Here is a 19,055-nt window from a genome sequence, read left to right on the forward strand (position 1 = left end):
GTCGACCTGTTTGCCTTATGCCCTCGAAGATGCGCCGCCATGCAAATACACGGAACGACGCACGAATGAACTCCTCGTGAAGAGGTGGCACCCGGGTGACGGAAGGGGTATGTCCTCAGCCGCCGTAGCGGCGGCCCCGGGCCGCGTAGTCGCGCAGCGCGCGCAGGAAGTCGACCTTGCGGAAGGCCGGCCAGAAGACGTCGCAGAAGTAGTACTCGGAGTGGGCCGTCTGCCAGATCATGAAGCCGGACAGCCGCTGCTCCCCGCTGGTGCGGATCACCAGGTCCGGGTCGGGCTGGGCCTTGGTGTACAGGTGGCGGCCGATCATGTCGATGTCGACGGACTCGGCGAGGTCCTCCATGGAGGTGCCCCGGTCGTGGGCGTCGAGGAGCATGGAGCGCACGGCGTCGGCGATCTCCTGCCGGCCGCCGTAGCCGATGGCGACGTTGACGACTATTCCGTCGACGTGGGCGGTGGCCTCCTCGGCCTCCTTGAGGGTGGCCTGCATGACCGGCGGCAGCAGGTCCATGGTGCCGACGTGGTGGACGCGCCAGCGGCCGTCGGCGGCCAGGGTGCGTACGACGTCCTCGATGATGCCGAGGAGCGGGACGAGTTCTTCCTGGGGCCGGTCGAAGTTGTCCGTGGAGAGCAGCCAGAGCGTGACGACCTTGACGTCCGTCTCGGTGCACCAGCCGAGGAACTCCTCGATCTTGTCCGCGCCGGCCCGGTGGCCCTGGGCGGTGGTGGAACCGGCGGCCTTCGCCCAGCGCCGGTTGCCGTCCATGATGACGCCGATGTGCTTGGGCACCTGAGCGGGGTCCAGGTGGCCCTCCACCCGGCGTGCGTACAGCCTGACCAGCAGGCCGCGCAGCTTGTCGCGCAGGTTCACGTGTTCGTCAGCCCCTCCGTATGGATCGGACAGGCGCGGCCGGGGGCGTTCCCTGTCCGTGCGGCGGCCTGGTCCGTATGGCGGTCCCCGGGGGCGAAGCCTACCCCCGGCATTCCCAGCGTCCCTCAACAGGGCGCTGTGCGCGCCCTGGTGTATCAGACGCGGGACTCGCGACTCCCAAAGAAAACGGGCCGGTCCGTGGGGGGGGAGACGGACCGGCCCGAGGGGGGGTTTCCACCATAACCCTTCGTAAGGGCTGGTGTGTGCCCAGACGCGACAAAATTACTCTCCGGAGTTGTGCGGCGACGCATGGAAATCGCACCGGAGCGCCGGAATCCAACATTCCGCACCCGATCATGGCTGAATCGCGACGGAATCAGCGGCCAAACGGACGGGATTCAACGAGAAGCGAAGGGGCTCGGCCATTTGGGGTCGCACGGCGTGTTGCCCCGGATCCCTCCCATGGGCGACCCGGCCGCGAACGCCCGCTTGACGCCGACGGCACCCGCCCCGCACCGGCCTCCGGGCCGGGCGGATACCGCCATCAGGGGGCTGTGCGGCACCGCGCAGCCCCCTCCACCACGCGGCACCGACCGCGCGGCTTTGCTCACGCGAATTCCCTTGGTCTGAACTTTACGGGCGGTGAAACGGGTGACGCGAGGGGCAAGCGGTAACGATGTGAGAACAGGCGCCCCATTGTGGGTGTTTCACCTCGCCCTGCGGGCCTCGACGAGGTGGCGGGTGCTGTACGCCACGAACGGACCCCGCGCCTCGATCCGTTCGTGCAGCGCCCGCAGCCGGGGCTCGTACGCCTCGACGGTGAACCCGGGGACCATCCAGACCACCTTGCGCAGGAAGTGCACGACGGCGGCGATGTCGTGGAACTCCATCCGCAGGCGTTCCGCGCGCAGGTCGACGACCTCCAGACCGGCCGCCCGCGCGTCCGCGCTCTCGCGGTCGGGGTGGCGGACGGCGCGCGACTCCTCCGGCTGGGGCCCGAGGAAGTGCTCGACGAGTTCGAAGACGCTGCCGGGCCCGACGTGCTGGGCGAAGTACGTCCCGCCGGGCTCAAGGACGCGGGCGATCTCCGCCCAGTGTGGGCGTACGGGGTGCCGGCTGACGACGAGGTCGAAGGCGCCGTCGGCGAACGGCAGCGGCGCGTCCTCCGGGGAGTCGACGACCACGACACCCCGCGGGCGGAGCAGTGCGGTGGCCCCGGCCACGTTCGGAGGCCAGCCCTCGGTGGCGGCGAGCAGCGCGGGAGCGGCCTCGGCCCGACCGAGCGCGAAGTCGAGGACCTCCCCTCCCCCGGTCTGCACGTCGAGCACGGCGCGGGCCCCGGCCAGCCGGGCGGCCATCGAGACGGCGTACCCCCAGGAGGGCCGCTCTTCGGTGGCCCGGCCCGCGAACCACGAGAAGTCCCAGCCCGCGGTGGGAACGGCGGCCCCCTCGGCGACGAGGTCGTCGAAAGAGCGGGCGGGACGGTCCTGACGGTCTGCCATGCAGGTGATCGTCCCCGAAACCGGTCCCCCGCCGCCTCCCATATACGGACGCGCACGTCCTCGGCCGTCCTCACGCCACCGCCAACGCCCCCAGCAGCAGCCCGGTCAGGGCCCCGCCGAGCATGAACGGCCCCAGTGCGACGGCCGACTTGCGGCCCGCCCGGCGCAGCACCACCAGACCCAGTCCGTAGCCGGCGCCGTAGAGCAGCCCGGCGAAGGCGCCCACGGCGAGAACCGGCCAGCCGTACCAGCCGAGGGCCGCGCCGAGCGCCAGGGCGAGTTTGACGTCGCCGAAGCCCATGCCGGCCGGGTTGACGAGGAACAGCACGAAGTACGCGCCACCGAGGACGAGTCCGCCGAGCAGGGCAGTGGGCCACGAGCCCGCGGCACCGGGCAGTGCGGCGACGGCGCCGAGCAGGGCGACGGTCGCGGCGGCCAGCGGCAGCGTCAGCACGTCCGGGAGCCGGTGCACGCGGAGGTCGACGAGCGCCAGCAGCACGCCGACCGGCGCGGCGAGCAGCCAGACCGCCACCTCGGGGCGGGGCCCGGTGGCGGCGGCGAGCGCGGCGCAGACGAGCACGGTCACGACGGCCACGGCCCGGGCGCTCGGCCCGTACGGTCCGCACCCGGCCACCGCTCCCGTGCAGCGGGCCCGGCCCACCCAGCCCCCGAACGCGCCGGTGATCGGATGCCCGCCCGGGCACCGGGCGCTCCACGCCTCCCCGGCGCCGACCGAGAACCGGTGGGCGGCCCGGGGCAGCAGCAGCCCGGTCCCCGCACCCCACAGCGCGGCCACGACGGTCACCAGTACACGCACGCCGGGGACCCTAGCCGCGGCGTGCGCGCGGGGCATGGGCCCGTGGACCCATGCGGGGCCCACCGCCCCGCCGGTACGGTCGGTCGGTCGGCAGGCACACGATTCGGCGGGAGGGCGGCTCGGCATGGGACGACGCCGGCGTGACGGGCGGGGCAGGCTGATCGTGCACGGTTCGGCGCCGGTGACGGTCCCGCTGGAGCTGGCCACCTCCTACCGGGCCCGCACCAAGGGCCTGCTGGGCCGTGACGCCGTCGACGGCGCGATCCTGCTCTCCCCCGCCAACAGCGTGCACACCTTCCGCATGCGCATCCCGATCGACGTCGCCTACCTCGACCGCGACCTGCGCGTCCTCACCGTCGTCACCATGAGGCCGAACCGCCTGGGCCTGCCCCGCCCCCGCTCCCGCCACGTACTGGAGGCGGAGGCCGGGGCGATGGCGGGGTGGGGGCTGCGAGCGGGAGTGCTGGTGACGGTGGAGGCCGGGTAGGGGCCGCCGGGACCCGGCGGCGGCGTCACCACGGGACGTTCCTTGGACGGCGGTGCCACCACCAGCGCTCCGTCTTCCGGTCCGCCGCCTCGTCCGTCGCGCGGTGAGCGACCGGTGGTTCCTGTGTTTCCTCGGTGTGCTCACGGAAGACGCGGTCGAGCCGGGCCACGGCGGACCGCAATGCGTCGGCGCCGGGCTCGCCGGCCTGTCCGACGACGTCCGCGAGGTCGTCCCGGGCCTCCAGGTCACGCCGGAACAGGTCCTCCCGGTAGCGGCCCGAAGGCCGCCACCCGGATTCCAGCCTGCGGCACAGCCTCTCCCACACCCGCAGTCCGTAGTGCAGGTGTCCCTCGACGCTCGCCACCGGGCCCGTGGGCCGCCCGGCGAGGACGGCGTCGGACAGGGGCGTGCCGACGGGCTCCCGGTCCAGGATCTCCGGGAGCGTCTCCACCGTCGCGTCCGGCAGATCCGCCACCGGCTCCTCCACGGCCTCGACGCGGTACGCCGTGTCGTCCTCGGTGTCCAGCGCCTCCAGACGGCACCTGACCGAACGACCGTCAGGCGTCGCCGCCCAGTAGGCACTCGGCAGTTCGACCTCCGCGGGGTGGAGCACGGAACTGCCCGCCCTCACCGCGAGGCCCCGCGCGAGTCCTCCCTCCGTGAGGCGTCCGGCGGTGCCGTCCTCCACCGTGAGGTCCAGTTCGAGGGCGAGATCACCCGGCGGCAGCCGGCGGTAGGTGCACAGCACGGGAGCCTCCCAGTGCCGCCCTTCCTGATCGCCGTCCGCGTCAGCCACGTCCACCGCGTCCTCCGGGACCGCCAGCAGATCGGCCAGAGCCCCTCGAAGACGGGCCGGCGCCGGCGCCGCGACGGTGAAGAGGTTCGCGATCACTTGTACGTCCCGTCGTAGATCTCCTTGGCCTTCTGCACCTTCGCGGGATTGTTGACGAACTTGGGGTCGCGCTGCAATTGCTGCGACTTGCTCAGGTCGCCCTTGTTCCGCGCGATCTCCTTCAGCGCGGCGTACTCGATGCGGTCCAGCTCGACCAGTCCCGGACCGGACTTGGGGAAGACCGTCCCATTGGCCTCCACCTCGTACCTGCGGCCGTTGATCTCGTAGGTGTTCCCGTCCGGCGACAGGTTCGCCCGGCCCTTGGCGATGCCCTCGATGTCCGAGCGTACGAGGTCCTCGTTGCCCCTGAGGATCACCGTGTTGCGCTCCTTGACCTGACCGCCCGACGCTCCGCTGATCGTGTGACGCTTGTTGGGGAACTTGAGCGTCTTCCCGCGCGCCGGGCCGGGAACGTCGTCCCCCGCCTGCCACTCATTGGCCGGCCTGCCGCTCTCGCGCCGCGCGTCCTCGGCGGCCTCGTCCGCCTCGTCCGCCTGCTTGCGGGCCTCGGCGGCCTCCTTCTTCGCCTCCTCGTCGCAGTGCCCCTCGGCGAGGATCACGTAACGGGGGCCGCCCGCGGCGAGGACGGTGGTTCCGGTACCGGCGCCTCCTCCGAGGCCGCCGCCGCCCTCGTAGGGGATCCGGCGGGCGGGCGCGGCGATCGCGCAGCCGGACTCGCGTGCCTTGCGCTCGGCCTCGTCGGCCGCCTCGTCCGCCTTCTTCGCCGCCCGCTCGGCGCCCTCGACGTCACCGGCCCTGGCCGCCTTCTTGGCGTCCTCCGCCGCCTCGCCGGCCTGCTCCGCGAACTTGCCCAGCTTGCCGAGCTTCCCGAGTTTGCCGAGGTCGCCCACCTTCTCCACGACCTTGCCGACGTCGTAGCCGGGGATGAAGAGGGAGCCGATGTTCCAGACGACGTGGGAGACGGCACGGGTCTTCTCGCCGTTGTTCCAGTCCTCGGCCACGTCGTCACCGATGAACATGTCCCACAGGACCGTCCCGCCGGTGTTCAGCGAGGCCCCGCCCCAGTCCCGGATGGCCCCGAAGTAGTCCCCGTCCGACCACTTCTTCCCGGCGTCCTTGGAGTCCTCCAGCCAGTCCTGCCCGAGCTGCTTGCCGTAGTCGGCGATCCCGCTGAGGGTGTCCCCCGGGTTCGTGACCATGTCCCAGATCCCGGTGACGTCCCCCCAGACACCGTCGACGAAGATCCCCTCACCCACCTGCTTGAGCTGATCCCCGGCACACCCGAAGAAGGCACCGAAACCGGAGAAACAGCCGTCGTCCTTCTTCTCGTCGGGGCTGCTGGTGTTGTCGGTCCTGTCGGCTTCGGTGGTGGGGGTGTCTTCGGTGGGCGGGGTGTCTTCGGTGGCTTGGTCGCCGCCGGTGGTCTGGTCACCGCCGTCAGTGGTCGTGCCGCCGTCAGTGGCGGTGCCGCCATCGGTCGTGCTGCCGCCGGTCGTGGAGCCGCCACCCGTGGTGGTACTGCCATCAGTCGTGCCGCCGCCGGTACCGGCACCGCCACCGGTCGTGCTGCCGCTGGTGTCGCCGGAGGCGTGGGTGTCGGTGCCGTTGCCCGCCGGGGCCGCGCAGCCCGTCCCGACGACCTTGCAGACCTGGGCCTCGATGCTCGCGAATATCTGCGTGCCGAGACCGCTGAGCACCAGCGCCAGCACGATGGCGGCCACGATCGCGACCAGGCCGACGTACTCGACCGCGGTCTGGCCTTCGTCCCCCCGCCGCCACCGGATCATCCGGGCGAGCGAGAAGAGACGGCGCTCGGCCCGCGCCGGCACCGGGAGTTCGTACCACTGCCGGGTCTCGGACTGAAGCAGGAAGTAGAGGATGAGGATGGGCAGGAGGAGCTGGATGCCCCCGCGGGCCGAACCTCCGGCGAGGTTGGCGAGCCCGCCGAGGATCAGCCACACCTGCACGCCGATCAGCGCCCACCGGATCCGCCCCCCGCCCTCCCAGCTCCGCCGGGCGAGCCACCGGCCGAGCACCCCGGGCGCGGCCGCGTACGCGACGAGGGCGATGACACCGCCGTCGAGGGCGCCGTACGACCCGGCCGTCAGCAGCAGGCCGATCCCGCCGAGCACGGTGGCGACGAACAGCGCGTGCACGAGCACCAATGCCGCCGACAGCGACCGTGGCATGTGCCCTCCCCCCGGTTGGCGCACAACTCCGGCCGAGGTTAGGGAACGGCCGCCTGCCCGGCATGGGCCCGGAGACCCAAACGGACACCCAATCAGCGCCCGGGCATCGCGGCCCGCTCACGACTGGTGGCGTACGCCGTCAGTTCTGGCTGCGGGGGAACGTGACCTCCACTCGGCGGTTCTTCTTGCGGCCGTCCTCCGTGGAGTTGTCCGCGATGGGGTACTGCTCGGCGTAACCACGCACATCGAAGGTGATGTTGGGGTCGTTCAGCTCCTGGGAGAGGACGTCCTGGACGGCGTTGGCGCGCTGCTTGGACAGGACCACGCCGTGCGCGTGCGTGCCGAGGTTGTCCGTGAAGCCGAAGACACGGACCTGGCTCGCCCTCTGCTTCTTGATCTCCTGCGCGATCGTGTTGATCCGGGACTTCGCCCGGTCGCTCAGCTTCGCGCTGTCCTTGGCGAACAGCACCTCGGCCTGGAGGGCGAACGTCACGTCCGTGTTGGTGTCCTCACGGCGTTCCTCACCGCCCTGCTCCTCGACCACGGACTTGATGTCCAGCACCTTGGCTGCGGCGAGGGTGGCCCCCTCGGGCAGTTTCAGGTCGGGATCGCTCGGGTCGACCTTCACGGGGGCGGAGGCGGAGGGCTCCGTGCCCGGCGGCACGCTGGGGCCACTGTCGGCACGGGCCGCCACGGCACCGTAGAGGTTCGCGACGGTCATGACGCCGGCGGCTGTGAGGGCGAGGGTGAGACGGGTGTGGGTCATTCGGGGCCTCACCCGGAGATCTGAATGGTGGCGGCGGGGAACTGGGGAAGCTGGAAAGTGACCTCTGAGGTGCTGGAGGGCGGCGACGGGAACTGCATGAAGACGCCCACGGACTGCCCCGGCTTGACGGCCGGGAAGCCGGTCGTGGTAAGGGGACGGCCGTCAGTGTCCCGTAGCACGTAGTAACGCTTCTTACCCTTGGCGTCCACCAGAGTGGCACCGCCGAGAGAAACTCCGTGTCGAAGGATCTCAGTCTCGTCACCGCTCAACTGCGCTGGAACGTTGGCTACTTTCGAGCCATCGTTCTTCAGAGTGCCGTTCACGGTGACGAAGCCACCCGAGTCTCGCTTGGCCTCGGTGATTTGCAAGAGAAACCCGTCGGGCCCCGTCAGCTCGGCCAGGGGCTGTTCAGACTGCCCCTCCTGAGCACTCGGATTGGATCCGCCGCCCTTGGATGCGGACGCCGAAGCATCCGGCTTCTTGTCGCCGCCACCGCCACAACCGGTCGCGCCCATGGCCAACCCGACCGCCACGGTCAACGCGACCAACCCCCTACGGGCCTTCGCAGTGAACCGAATGCTCATCACTCAGCTTCCTTCATCACTCGTCGTTCGCTTGTCAGTCGGCCAGATGGACGTCGAAGAGGTCCTCGGGTTGCGGCAGGTCTGTGAGGTGCTCAGGATCAAGGTCCCAGTGCCGGTTGTTCTTACAGGTGATCCGCGGGAGTACATCCTCGTCGTCAGAACCCTCAAGGGGAGGGTCAAACGTGCACAGCGGCTCGATGACGGCGCTGGCGTGCGCCTTGGAATGTTTGTCCTCCGTGCCGGGGACGACGGACTCCCCGACCGACTTGTCGGTCTGGACGTACACCGTGTACCTCAACAACAAGGGCTGGCAGCCGTCCACGTGGGCTTCGTTCTGCTGTGCCAGTTGGTACGCGCGCCAGCAGCCGTTCATCAGGGCCGCGTTGCCGTTCAGGAGGTCCTGCCACTTGGTTGGATCCAGCACGGCGTCCGCCCACTCGCCCGCGAGTTGGTCCCGGGTGTCCTGCGCCGCTGCCAGGGCCGCCGCGTCTGCCGCCGTCTGCGCCCCGTTTCGATTGGCTGCCGCCTGGCCGACCGCCAGGTATGCGAACGCGAGAAAGAGCAGGCCCCCCACCACCATGATGTAGATGGGGAAGGCCTGCCCTGAGTCGTCCCTGCGCGACCGCGTCACCCGCCGGTGACCTCGGTGACCTTGTCCTTGATCGCGTTGTAGATCGACTGGCCGATGTCCGTACCAGTAATCGCCAGCACGATCGCCACCACCACCGCGATGATGCCCAGGTACTCGACCGCGGTCTGCCCCCTGTCGCCGGCGCGGCGCCGCATCGCCTCGGCCGTGGTGTTCTTCCAGCCGTTCACGCGGACCTTGGTCGCAACCGCGGTCTTCAGCATCAGGTCGCTCATGGTGTTCCCCTCCGGGTTCGGTCTCGGTGCCGCTTGCGACACCGGAAACGTATGCCGGAACACCCCGTCCGCCAGAGGGTCCCCGGACCCAATCCCGGGCCCAAAGCGAGACCCAGCCACGCTTCCCCCGTACCGTCGTCATCACGCTTCACCCCAGCCCTCGTGACGAACCCGGGGCCGTGCCCAGCCACTTGGCGGCGGCCTCGGAACGGCTGGTGCTGTGCAGCTTGGCGAAGATGCGGTTGATGTGGTTCTTGACGGTCTTCTCGCTGATGAAGCAGGTGGCGGCGATCTGCTGGTTGGTCATGCCGGACGCGATGAGGTCCATGATCTCCGCCTCCCTCGCGCTGAGTTGGAACCTCGACCTGTCGACGGCGGCCGGACGGCCACCTGTCCATCCAGACGAGGACTGTCCCACATCCGGTTGCAACTGCGAAAGACGTGGAGCAGATGTGGCTGGTTCATGCGACGTTGAGAAGGTGTGATCGTGTGCGATCGCACCCTCCACCGGCTGGTCCCGGCGCAGCCGGGCCACCAGGGCGCCCGCCGCCGTGGGAGTGAAATGGGCCCTGCCCTCCTTGATGTCACGTACGGCGGTGACGAGTTGGTCGGCCGTGAACTCGCCGTGGACCAGGTAGCCGCCCGCACCCAGGCGCAGGGCCTCCTGGACGATCTCCGACCCGCTGCTGTAGGTCAGCATCATGACCGGGGCGATCCGGACCAGGTACGGCAGCGCGGAGAGGCCGTCCACGCCGGGCATGCGGACGTCGAGCAGGACGACGTCGGGACGGTGCTGCTGGGCGGCCTCCCAGGCGGCGCGGCCGTCGGCGGCCTCGGCCACCACCGTGATGTCGGCGCGACCGGAGAGCAGGGCCGTCAGGCCGGCGCGGACCACGGGGTTGTCGTCGGCCACGACGACGCGCAGGGGCGCGGCCGGTGCGGGCTGTGGGAAGCCCTCGAAAGGGTTGGAAGTCGTCTGGTCCGGCACGGCGGCGGCCTCCTCTCTGGGTCGTGGAGCAGGGATGGATGGTCGGACGGTCATACGGTCGGTGTCGTCAGGGCTCCCAGGGGCAGTTCGAGGCGGACCTCCGTTCCCTTGGGCTGGGCGCCGCGGCCGATACGGATGCGGGCGCCGACCGAGGCCGCCCGCTCGACCATGCCGACCAGGCCGAAGTGGCCCGCTCGGCGGAGTTGTTCGAGGCTGGTGCCGGGCGGCAGGCCGCGGCCGTCGTCGTACACGCTGATGCGCAGCAGGTCGCCGTGGACGCCGGCGCGTACCTCGACGTGGGTGGGCTCCGCGTGGCGGTGGGCGTTCTCCATCGCCTCCGACGCGATGGTCAGGAGCTGGCGGGCCACGGCCGGCGGCACCGGCGGCACGCCGGACTCGCCGATCGGGCGGTAGGCGGCGGACAGGCCGGTCCGGGTTGCGAAGTCCCGGGTGCGGGCCGCGAGTTCGACGAGCACGTCGGTGCCGTGGTCCGGGTCGTTCTCACGGCGCAGGTCGGTCAGCAGTTCGCGGGCCTCGGCGGCCGCCCGGCGGGCCGAGCGGGCCACCAGTTCCGCCTGCTGCCTCACCAGAGCCGGGTCCATGCGGTCGGCGCCCGTCGAGCCCGCCAGGCCGTCGGCGGCCATGGCCACGCCGTGCAGGGTCTTCGCCACCGAGTCGTGCATCTCGCGGGCCAGGCGGGCCCGTTCGGCGCCCACCGCCTCGGTGACGGCGAGGCGGGCCTGGACCGTGGTCAGGGCCTGGGTGGCCTCACCGAAACGCAGAAGCAGGTTGCGCAGGGTGACGCCGGTCGCTCCCGCGATGACGCACAGGCCGGGGAGGAGGGCCGCCTGGGCCAGGTCCGGGGACAGCTCCTTGGAGCTGGTGGAGACGACGAGCAGGATCAGTGACTGGAGCGAGGCGAACAGGCCCGCGCCGCGCCAGCCGTAGACGAGACCGGCGAGGAGGGGCGTGCAGACGCTGACGTAGGCGAGCGTGCTGTCCGGGCCCGCCGCGATCAGGAGGAGGGCCCCGAAGAGGGTGTCCAGGGCGAGGAGAGTGGGGTGCCTCAGGAGCAGGGGGCCGAAGCGTTCCCAGTCCCTGAACAGGACGTACGAGCCCATGAAGGTGACGACGACCGCGGCGCTGACCAGGCGGGTGGCCAGGCCGGGCGCGGCGTTGAGAAGGGCGACGGGGGCGGAGAGGGCGATCATCGCGAGGCGGAAGGCGAAGACGTGGCGGCACATCGCTTGCAGCGCGCTGATCTGCAGTCTTTCCGGCTCCGGGGTGGGGGCCTGGCCTGGCGGAAGCTGGGCGGGGGCTTCGGCCCCGGCTCCGCCTTCGGCCCGGCCTTCGGTTCCGCCCGCAGCGCCCGTGCGGGCATCGTCGCCAGGTGCGGGTGGCCCCTGTGGGCGGCCTTCACCGTCGGCGGTCGTCCGTCCGCGCGGCGGCTGCGGCACCCCCGGCAACGGGGCCTCCGCCGGCTCCCACCCGGGCGGCAACGCCGGCGTCACCGACGTCACCGGGATGTCCGGCGCGCCCGTGCGGACGTGGGCCGGGAGGACCGTGCCCGCCGGAGGGGTGGTGATCTCGGGGATCCTCGGGCGGCGGCGCAGCAGCCCCGCGCGTTCCTCCGTGGTCGCCATGTCCTCGTCGCCCCCCCTACTCGCCCGTACCCGTGAGGGAGCCGAAGTCCACGCCCGAGCCGAGGATCAGGCCGGCGCCGAGGAGGATCATCGTGGCCGGGACCATGAAGGTGGTGATCATCATGGTGGCCTTGGGGACCGCGCGGGCGGCCTTGCGGCGGGCGTTCTGCGCGTCGGTGCGGCGCATGTCCTTGGCCAGGGAAACGAGCGTGTCGACGATCGGGGCACCCAGTTCCTCGCCCTGCTGCAACGCCGTCACGAACATGGCGACCTGTTCGGAGTCGTTCCTGCGCCGCAGCTCCGCGAAGGCCTGGCGGCGGCTCATGCCGAGGTCCATCTGGCGCAGGGTGATGCGCAGTTCGTCCGCCCAGGGGCCCTCGTACTTGTCGGCGACGCGGTCCAGGGCCTGGCGGAAGCCGAGGCCCGCGCTCACCACGACCGCGAGCACGTCGAGGAAGTCCGGCAGCGTCCGCTCGATGACGTCCTTGCGGATGCGGATCGCCGACCAGATGCCGACCTCGGTCCAGAAGGCGCCGAAGGCGAGCAGGAGCAGGGCGACGAAGAGCTGGCCGCGCATGAGGAACACCACTCCGCCCAGGCCGCCCAGGAAGCCGTAGACCGCCCGCCGGGCCGCGTAGCGGTCGATCGTCAGGCCGCCGGGGTTGCCCGCCAGGTCGATCTTGCGGCGGTACCTGGCCACCCTCTTGGGGCCCATCAGGCGCAGCACGGCGGGGGCGTAGCGCATGCCGAGGCGGTCGACCAGGGAGTCCACGGCGCCGGTACGGGTGGAGCCCACCTCCAGGGCCAGCGCCAGGTCGTCGGGCAGCCGGGCGTCGGCGCGGTACATGCGGATGCCGGCGAAGACGCCCCAGACGCCGAGGCCCATCACGAGTGCGAGCAGCAGTGCCATCCCTCTTCCCTCCTTCCGGGAACCCGGCTAGACGTCGATGCGGGACAGGCGGCGGATGAGGACGAAGCCGACGGCGTAGAGCGCGAAGGCGGTGATCACCGCACCCTGGCCGATCGGGGAGGCGGTCATGCGGTCGAGGGCGCCGGCCTTGACGCCGTTCATGAGGAACAGCGCGCCGATGCCCAGCACCGGGACCGCGTAGGAGGTCATGTTGACCTGGGACAGCTGGGTACGGACCTCGCGGCGGGTCTCCTTGCGCTCCTCCAGGGTCTCGGTGAGGTTGCGCAGGGCGCTCACCACCTGGCCGCCGGCCCGGTTGGACAGAACCAGGGTGGTGACGAGGACGACCAGCTCCCGCGAGGGCAGGCGGTCCGTGAGCTCCGCCAGTGCGTCGCCCATTGAGGCGCCGAGTGCCAACTGGTGAGCCACCTTGGCCAGTTCCTCACCCGCCGGGGCCTCGAGCTCCTCCGCCGCCATACCGACCGCGGTGCGCAGGGCGAGGCCCGCCTGGGTGGCGTTGGCCAGGATGCGGGCCAGTTCGGGAAGTTGGTTGATGAACTTCTCGATGCGTTTCTGGCGCTGCCAGTTGAGGAACTGCACCGCGGCCCAGATGCCGAGCAGGCCGGCCAGCGGGCCGAAGAAGGGGGCCAGGGATGCCTGGCCGATCAGCCAGAGGGCGGCCACGGTGGCGAGCATGTAGACGAAGAACTCGCCCGGGGTGACGTCCAGGCCGGTCGCGGCGAGCCTCAGCTCCAGCCTGCGTCCGAGTTTCGTACGGCGCAGTCGGCGGTCGAGGTTGGGGAAGCGGCGCCGGCGGCCGACCGGGATCCGACCGGTCTGGGAGAGCCGGTCGACGAGGGCCGCCCGCTGGGCCTTGCCGGAGGTGTAGGCGTGCAGCCCGGCAACGGCCAGGACGCAGGTCAGCAGGGTGACGCCGGTGGTGAGGGTGACGAGGGTGCTCAGATCCATGGGGACGGTTCCTACCTGGCTTCTCGGGTGGCCAGCTGGTCTGCGGACTGGGCGACGCCGAAGGCCTGGGGGATGGGCTGGCTCGCCATGTAGAGGCGATCGGCGGTGCGGCGTGGCAGCGGGTGGTACTCGAAGGCGCCGTAGATCCGGCCGTCGGCCGCCATCGGCTGCGCGGCGAAGCGGGCCACGGTGGCCAGCCGGTACGGCTCGCTGCCATGGCTGTCGAGCAGGGCGATCTCGGTGACGCGGCGGGCGCCGTCGGCGAAGCGGGTGAGCTGGACGATCACGTCGACGGCGCTGTTGATCTGGTCGTGCAGGGCGACGAAGGGGATCTCCACGTCGGACATGGAGGCGAGGGTCTGCAAGCGCATCAGCGCGTCCTCGGCGCTGTTGGCGTGCACGGTGGCGAGCGAGCCGTCGTGGCCGGTCGACATCGCCTGGAGCATGTCGAGCGACTCGCCGCCGCGGACCTCACCGACGACGATGCGGTCGGGGCGCATGCGCAGCGAGTTGCGCACCAGGTCGCGGATGGTGACCTGGCCGCGGCCCTCCACGTTCGGCGGCCGGGACTCCAGCCGGATCACGTGCGTCTGCTGGAGCTGAAGCTCGGCGGAGTCCTCGATGGTGATGATGCGCTCGCCCTCGGGGATCAGCCCGGACAGGGCGTTGAGCAGGGTCGTCTTGCCGGTACCGGTGGCCCCGGAGACGATGACGTTGAACTTCGCCTGCACCAGGCCGGCCAGCAGGTACAGCATGTGCTCGTCGAGCGAGCCGAAGCCGATCAGCTCCTGGAGGGTGAAGGAGCGCGGGAAGCGGCGGATGGTGAGCGTGGGGCCGGTGAGCGAGAGCGGCGGGATGATGACGTTGACGCGCTCCCCGGAGGGCAGGCGGGCGTCGACCATCGGGTTCGACTCGTCCACGCGGCGGTTGACCGTCGAGACGATCCGCTCGATGGTCTGCATCAGCTGGTCGTCGGAGGCGAAGCGGATGGGCAGTTGCTCGACCCGGCCGCCGCGCTCGACGAAGATCGCGTCGGGTCCGTTCACCATGATCTCGGTGATGGAGGCGTCCTCGAGGAGGGGTTCGAGGATGCCCAGGCCCAGGGCCTCGTCGACGACCCGGCGGATCAGCTGCGAGCGCTCCACGGTCGACAGGACCGGGCCCTCCCGGCTGATGATGTGCCCGAGCACCCGCTCCAGCCGCGCCCGGCGCTCGGCGGCGGCCAGCGAGCTCATCTCCGCGAGGTCGATCTCCTCCAGGAGCTTGGCCCGGTAGGAGGCGACGAGGTGGCCGTCCTCGCCCCGGCTGCCTTTCTCCTCCGGGGAGTTGATGCGTGCGCGGAGGCTCATGGGTCCGGTGCTCCTCGCTCCTGGTCGGTGGTCGAGTCGGTCCTGGTCGGTGCTGTCGAGTCGGTCCTGGTCGGTGCTGTCGAGCCGGTCCTGGCCGGTGCTGTCGAGCCGGTCCTGGCCGGTGCTGTCGAGCCGGTCCTGGCCGGTGCTGTCGAGCCGGTCCTGGCCGGTGCTGTCGAGCCGGTCCTGGCCGGTGGTCGAGCGGTCTCAGTCGTCCGGCGGTCTCAGCGGTCCGGCGGTCTCAGTGGTTGATTCGGTCTCAGTGGTTCATTCGGTCTCAGTGGTCGAGCGGCATGGTGGCGGTCTTGTGGGCCCGGCCGAAGTTCCAACCGGGGACGATCGAGGGGATGTCGACGCCCGCGGTGACGGTGACCTCCTTGCCGCCGTACGAGGCCGGGCAGCTGGTGCCGTCCGCCAGCCAGCCGCTGACCGCGCTCGCGCAGGCCTGCTCGGCTCCCTGCCGGAGCGAGGCCGCGCGCGCCCCCGCGCGGGCGGCCGTACCGGCCTGCTGGGCCGTGTAGGCGATCAGCCCGATCTGGATGACGGCCATGGCGATCAGCATCAGGATCGGAATGAACCCCAGGTACTCGATGGCGACTTGACCCCGGTCGTGGCGGCGGTCGCGGCGTACGCCCTCGTGCGGCATGTCAGTGCGTCGCCTCCTCGACGGCGCCGGCGTGACCCGTGACCGTGATGGGGAAGTCGATCGTGCCGGGGAACAGGACGGGCACCTTGAGGCCGACGCGCGCGCGTACGTAACCGTTGCTCGTCTCACAGCCCACCTCAGCCCCCCTTCGCCACGCGGCCGACAGCTTGTCGAGCCCGGCCTGTTGGCAGGCGGCGTCCCTGGTGCCGCGATCGGCCGCCGTCCCCGCCCGTACCGCCTCGTCCGCAGCATTCCCCGCAAGCGTGTACGTGTACCCCAGCAGCACGCACTGCCACAACAGCACCAGCGTGATGAGGATCGTGGGCGTCATGCCGAGCAGTTCGACGGCGACCTGCCCGCTGTCCGAGCGGAGCCGCCCGGCCGGCGGCCTCTTCCCTGTGCCTGCCCGCACGTTCATCCCCCTGCCTCCCTGCGGCGCCGGAAACTCACCGACCCCCGGTCGCCGCGCAGCCGCCCGCCCTTGCGGTCGCCCTCGGGTGCCTTGACGATGCCCAGCTCTCCGGCGAGCCCCCACAGCGCCTGTTTGACCGTGCTCTTGCTCTCCAGTTCGTGGATGCGTCCCGCGTCCACCGCGCCCTGGAGTTCCTTGAAGCCCGCGGGGATCGCCGTGGCGGCCACCGGTGTGCCGGTGATCTTCTGGATGAGCGGCGGCTGGATCTCGGTCGACCGGGTGTGGCGGTTGACGACGACGGTCGTCTCCTCGGCCTTGCGGATCTGCAACCGGTCCCACATCCGTACGGTCCGCTTGGCCGCGCGCACCGCGACCACGTCCGGAGTGGTCAGGAGCAGCGCGGTGTCGGCCATCTCGACGGCCGCCGCGCTCGCCCCGCTCATCTGGGCGCCGCAGTCCAGGACGACGATCTCGTAGCGGGACCGCAGCGCGCTGACGATCTGGCGGACGGCCCGGTCGGTGACCTCCTCGCCACGCTCGCCCTCGCCGGGCGCGAGCAGCAGCGCGAGCCCGCTGTCGTGGCGGAAGATCGCGTCGGCCAGGACGCGCGGGGAGATGTCGGTGATGGCGGCGAGGTCGACGACCGAGCGGCGGAACTGGACGTCCAGGAAGGAGGCGACGTCACCGGACTGGAGGTCCATGTCGACCAGGGCCGTGCCGCGCCCGGAGGCCTGGGCGGCGAGGGCGAGTTGTATCGCCGTGAGCGTGGCGCCCACCCCGCCCTTGGCTCCGCTCACGGTCACCACCCGCCCGCCGGCCCCGGTGAACACGTCGCCGCCGTGGCCCAGGTGGCGCCGTACGCCCACCGACCACTGGGCCACCGCCTGTACGCGGCTGATCAGTTCCTCGTAGCTCAGCGGGAGGGCCACCAGTCCCCGCGCGCCCGAGTCCATCGCGGCCGAGAACAGGCCGGGGCTGGCGTCGGAGGTGATGAGGATGACGCCGACCGCCGGGAAGCGCAGGGCCACTTCGCGGATCAGCTCCAGGGCCGGCACCGGGCCGATCCGCTCGTGCACCACCACGATCTCGGGCAGTTCGTCGACGGACTCTGCGGCCAGGCGCGCCAGCGTGTCGATGAGCTGGGTGGAGTCGACGACCGGGGCCACCGGCTCGGCGTCGGGGAGCTGGCTGAGCAGGGTGGTGATGGACCGGGCCGCGTCGGGGTCGCCGACGGCCGGGAGGATCCTGGTGGTCATGCCTGCCGGCCTCTCACTTGTCTTTCGCGAGTTCGTAGGTCCGGTCCTTGGCCGGGACGCTGGTGTCGCTGCCGGGAGCGACCAGCGCGAGCCGGACCCGCTGGGCGAACGACTCGGCGTAGGTGATGCGCTGGGCGTCGATGGTGGACAGCGCGAAGGTGATGGGGACGGCGTCGGTGGGCTGCTGGGCCCGGTTGTCGGCGTTCGGCTGGAGCGCGGTGATCCTGCCGACGTCGAGGACCTTGGCATGGGTCACGATGATCTTGGACTGGGCGGGATCGCCCTGCCGCTGTCCGCCGAAGGTGGCGTAGACGTTGACCGTGGCGCCCGGTGTGATCTTGCCGGCCACGCCGGTCGCCGCGTCGATCATGATGGCGACCTCCTGCTGCCCCGGTTGCAGGGCGGGCTGGTTCACGATCATGTCGCTCTGGAGCAGGGAGCCCTTGCGCAGTGTGGTGACCGCGATCTTGCCCTGGATCTGCCCGAGGTCGGTGACGGCGTTCGGCGACAGCCACCGTTGGGGCATCTTGACCTTCTCGAACTGGCCCGTGCTCAGCGTCGTGTACGGCGCCACGTCGGTGCGCAGCTGGTAGGCGGCGACCTCCGGTCCGACTTTGGACTTGACGTCGCTGATGACGGAGAGCACGCCCGCGAACGCGGCGAGGGCGCAGATGACGGACAGGATCAGGAGTATCACGCCGCGGCGCTGACGGGAGTTCATGAACCGTACAACCTCATTGGGATATCGGTCGGCGAAGTCGAGCGGAATCGAATGACGGTGGTGCCGGTGGTTCAGGTACTCATCCGGTGGGTGTCCGGCTCTCGGGGACGGGTGGAGTGGCCGAGCAGAAGACGCAGCGGTCTCCGATGACATCGATGCCGCACCAGTGGCACACACCCTGGCGTACCGAGGTGACCAGTTGGTAGAGCACCGACAGGTCGGGCAGGTAGGTGCAGAACTCGATCAGCTTGCCGGTGCCCCACCAGGTGGCCGACTCGGCCGGCAGGCCGGCCTCGCGCAGCCCCAGCGCGTTCCACGCGGGGGCGAGGGTGGAGCCGACCCAGTCGGACTGGAGCTGGCCCTTGGCGAGCAGCATCCAGCTTCCGAAGTCCGGCCCGGTCAGGGTCGCTTCGGGGCGGATCCGGACGAGCTGCGGTTCCGGGTGGGCGATCACGCCGAACTGGCTGCCCGGAACCCAGGACTTGGCGTGCGCCTTGAGACCCACGGGGACGCGGTCGAGGCGCGCGACCGAGGCCAGGACGGCGCCGGCGTGGATGTAGTGGGTGAGCAGCCGGCCGGCCGAGGCGAGCACGCCGGGGCTGAGGTCGCAAGAGGCGAGCTGGCGCAACTGGCGGGCGAGAACGGCGAGTCCGAGTGGCGGCAGGTCGGGCCGGAACAGGGCGATGCGGTCGCTCTCCAGCAGTGAGCGGACGGTGTGCAGCCGCCGTTCCACCCCGCTGGGGACGGCGTCCGAGCACACCACGACGACGTGCCCGTGCTGGTCGATCAGGGCCTTCATGGCGTCGAGCGTCTGCTCCAGCGGCTGCCGGTCCAGGTCCTTCAGGACGACGGCGGGCACGGTCCGCTCGTCCTGCGCGGGCAGCGCCATGTCGGCGCTCGTCACAGCAATGGCAGTGGACACGCGCAGCTCCCCGTTAGACGCCTGTCGGTCCGCCGGTGGTCGTCCGGCACACCGAGTTGACTTCACTGCGTGACTACCTCAGCACTGTATCCACGCCTCTGTGACCGGAGAACAGCGATTCTGTACCTGGCCGGGAACTCTCCTTGCGCAAGTCATTTCAAACCGGGGCAGGCTGAGCATCCCGACCCGACCCGAAAGCATGGGCCGACGGCAACTCGTTGACGATGGGCCCCGGTTTGGGCCCGCGGGCCCACGCCGCCCGGCGTCGCCCGCACCTACGCTCGCCGA

21 protein-coding genes are annotated in these 19,055 nt (G+C 71.0%); 2 read left to right on the forward strand and 19 right to left on the reverse strand.

From position 1 onward, the window contains the following. Positions 1 to 115: 115 nt before the first annotated feature. The 3 genes from TNCT6_RS10520 to TNCT6_RS10530 all read right to left on the reverse strand — a co-directional run bounded on the left by TNCT6_RS10520 (position 116) and on the right by TNCT6_RS10530 (position 3,208). A complete protein-coding gene (locus TNCT6_RS10520) occupies positions 116 to 889 on the reverse strand; it encodes an isoprenyl transferase (protein ID WP_141358878.1) in 774 nt (257 codons plus the stop codon). A 707-nt stretch (positions 890 to 1,596) separates the two neighbouring features. Next, a complete protein-coding gene (locus TNCT6_RS10525; RefSeq protein WP_141358880.1) occupies positions 1,597 to 2,391 on the reverse strand; it encodes a methyltransferase domain-containing protein in 795 nt (264 codons plus the stop codon). Between the two features lie 70 nt (positions 2,392 to 2,461). Then, positions 2,462 to 3,208 carry an A24 family peptidase gene (locus TNCT6_RS10530; RefSeq protein ID WP_253266069.1) on the reverse strand — a complete coding sequence of 249 codons (747 nt, stop codon included), beginning with the start codon at positions 3,206 to 3,208 and terminating at the stop codon, positions 2,462 to 2,464. Between the two features lie 124 nt (positions 3,209 to 3,332). On the opposite strand from TNCT6_RS10530, the gene TNCT6_RS10535 reads away from it, so the two are divergent. Next, complete coding sequence (locus TNCT6_RS10535; protein ID WP_141358884.1) at positions 3,333 to 3,695, forward strand: DUF192 domain-containing protein; 363 nt, start codon at positions 3,333 to 3,335, stop codon at positions 3,693 to 3,695. 25 nt (positions 3,696 to 3,720) lie between these two features. Here the strand turns inward: TNCT6_RS10535 and TNCT6_RS10540 are convergent, their stop codons facing one another. The 11 genes from TNCT6_RS10540 to TNCT6_RS10585 all read right to left on the reverse strand — a co-directional run bounded on the left by TNCT6_RS10540 (position 3,721) and on the right by TNCT6_RS10585 (position 14,810). Further along, positions 3,721 to 4,587: a hypothetical protein gene (locus TNCT6_RS10540; protein WP_141358886.1), complete on the reverse strand. Its 867-nt coding sequence runs from the start codon at positions 4,585 to 4,587 to the stop codon at positions 3,721 to 3,723. Further along, complete coding sequence (locus TNCT6_RS10545) at positions 4,584 to 6,737, reverse strand: Flp family type IVb pilin (RefSeq protein WP_141358888.1); 2,154 nt, start codon at positions 6,735 to 6,737, stop codon at positions 4,584 to 4,586. Before TNCT6_RS10545 ends, TNCT6_RS10540 begins: the two co-directional genes overlap by 4 nt. Positions 6,738 to 6,876: 139 nt before the next feature. Beyond that, positions 6,877 to 7,503, reverse strand: a complete 627-nt coding sequence (locus tag TNCT6_RS10550) for an OmpA family protein (protein WP_141358890.1) — start codon at positions 7,501 to 7,503, stop codon at positions 6,877 to 6,879. An 8-nt stretch (positions 7,504 to 7,511) separates the two neighbouring features. Further along, entirely contained in the window at positions 7,512 to 8,087 is a 576-nt protein-coding gene (locus TNCT6_RS10555; protein WP_141358892.1) for a hypothetical protein, read from the reverse strand. Positions 8,088 to 8,121: 34 nt separating this feature from the next. Further along, entirely contained in the window at positions 8,122 to 8,718 is a 597-nt protein-coding gene (locus TNCT6_RS40780; RefSeq protein ID WP_301184388.1) for a pilus assembly protein TadG-related protein, read from the reverse strand. Continuing rightward, the gene (locus TNCT6_RS40785) at positions 8,715 to 8,951 is read right to left on the reverse strand and encodes a Flp family type IVb pilin (RefSeq protein ID WP_253266071.1); all 237 of its coding nucleotides are present in this window, start codon (positions 8,949 to 8,951) and stop codon (positions 8,715 to 8,717) included. Before TNCT6_RS40785 ends, TNCT6_RS40780 begins: the two co-directional genes overlap by 4 nt. Positions 8,952 to 9,099: 148 nt before the next feature. Beyond that, positions 9,100 to 9,993, reverse strand: coding sequence for a response regulator transcription factor (locus TNCT6_RS10565; protein ID WP_141358896.1), 894 nt, complete (start codon positions 9,991 to 9,993; stop codon positions 9,100 to 9,102). Next, positions 9,990 to 11,582: a sensor histidine kinase gene (locus tag TNCT6_RS10570; protein ID WP_141358898.1), complete on the reverse strand. Its 1,593-nt coding sequence runs from the start codon at positions 11,580 to 11,582 to the stop codon at positions 9,990 to 9,992. The genes TNCT6_RS10565 and TNCT6_RS10570 overlap by 4 nt, the downstream gene beginning before the upstream one ends. Before the next feature lie 16 nt (positions 11,583 to 11,598). After that, on the reverse strand, positions 11,599 to 12,492 hold the full coding sequence (locus tag TNCT6_RS10575) for a DUF5936 domain-containing protein (protein WP_141358901.1): 894 nt from the start codon (positions 12,490 to 12,492) through the stop codon (positions 11,599 to 11,601). 27 nt (positions 12,493 to 12,519) lie between these two features. Next, a complete protein-coding gene (locus TNCT6_RS10580) occupies positions 12,520 to 13,461 on the reverse strand; it encodes a type II secretion system F family protein (protein ID WP_141358903.1) in 942 nt (313 codons plus the stop codon). 11 nt (positions 13,462 to 13,472) lie between these two features. Beyond that, positions 13,473 to 14,810, reverse strand: coding sequence for a CpaF family protein (locus TNCT6_RS10585; protein WP_141358905.1), 1,338 nt, complete (start codon positions 14,808 to 14,810; stop codon positions 13,473 to 13,475). 27 nt (positions 14,811 to 14,837) lie between these two features. Between TNCT6_RS10585 and TNCT6_RS10590 the strand changes: the two genes are divergently transcribed. After that, positions 14,838 to 15,062 carry a hypothetical protein gene (locus TNCT6_RS10590; protein WP_141358907.1) on the forward strand — a complete coding sequence of 75 codons (225 nt, stop codon included), beginning with the start codon at positions 14,838 to 14,840 and terminating at the stop codon, positions 15,060 to 15,062. 25 nt (positions 15,063 to 15,087) lie between these two features. Here the strand turns inward: TNCT6_RS10590 and TNCT6_RS10595 are convergent, their stop codons facing one another. The 5 genes from TNCT6_RS10595 to TNCT6_RS10615 form a co-directional block, all read right to left on the reverse strand. Continuing rightward, on the reverse strand, positions 15,088 to 15,456 hold the full coding sequence (locus TNCT6_RS10595) for a TadE/TadG family type IV pilus assembly protein (RefSeq protein ID WP_141358909.1): 369 nt from the start codon (positions 15,454 to 15,456) through the stop codon (positions 15,088 to 15,090). Position 15,457: 1 nt separating this feature from the next. Continuing rightward, positions 15,458 to 15,874, reverse strand: a complete 417-nt coding sequence (locus tag TNCT6_RS10600) for a TadE/TadG family type IV pilus assembly protein (protein ID WP_141358911.1) — start codon at positions 15,872 to 15,874, stop codon at positions 15,458 to 15,460. Then, the gene (locus tag TNCT6_RS10605; RefSeq protein ID WP_141358913.1) at positions 15,871 to 17,124 is read right to left on the reverse strand and encodes an AAA family ATPase; all 1,254 of its coding nucleotides are present in this window, start codon (positions 17,122 to 17,124) and stop codon (positions 15,871 to 15,873) included. The genes TNCT6_RS10600 and TNCT6_RS10605 overlap by 4 nt, the downstream gene beginning before the upstream one ends. A 13-nt stretch (positions 17,125 to 17,137) precedes the next feature. Further along, a complete protein-coding gene (cpaB, locus tag TNCT6_RS10610; protein ID WP_141358915.1) occupies positions 17,138 to 17,845 on the reverse strand; it encodes a Flp pilus assembly protein CpaB in 708 nt (235 codons plus the stop codon). A 79-nt stretch (positions 17,846 to 17,924) separates the two neighbouring features. Next, complete coding sequence (locus tag TNCT6_RS10615; RefSeq protein WP_141366303.1) at positions 17,925 to 18,734, reverse strand: hypothetical protein; 810 nt, start codon at positions 18,732 to 18,734, stop codon at positions 17,925 to 17,927. Positions 18,735 to 19,055: the final 321 nt, after the last annotated feature.

Origin of the sequence: Streptomyces sp. 6-11-2 (assembly GCF_006540305.1) — a bacterium.
In the GTDB taxonomy this organism is placed as follows: domain Bacteria; phylum Actinomycetota; class Actinomycetes; order Streptomycetales; family Streptomycetaceae; genus Streptomyces.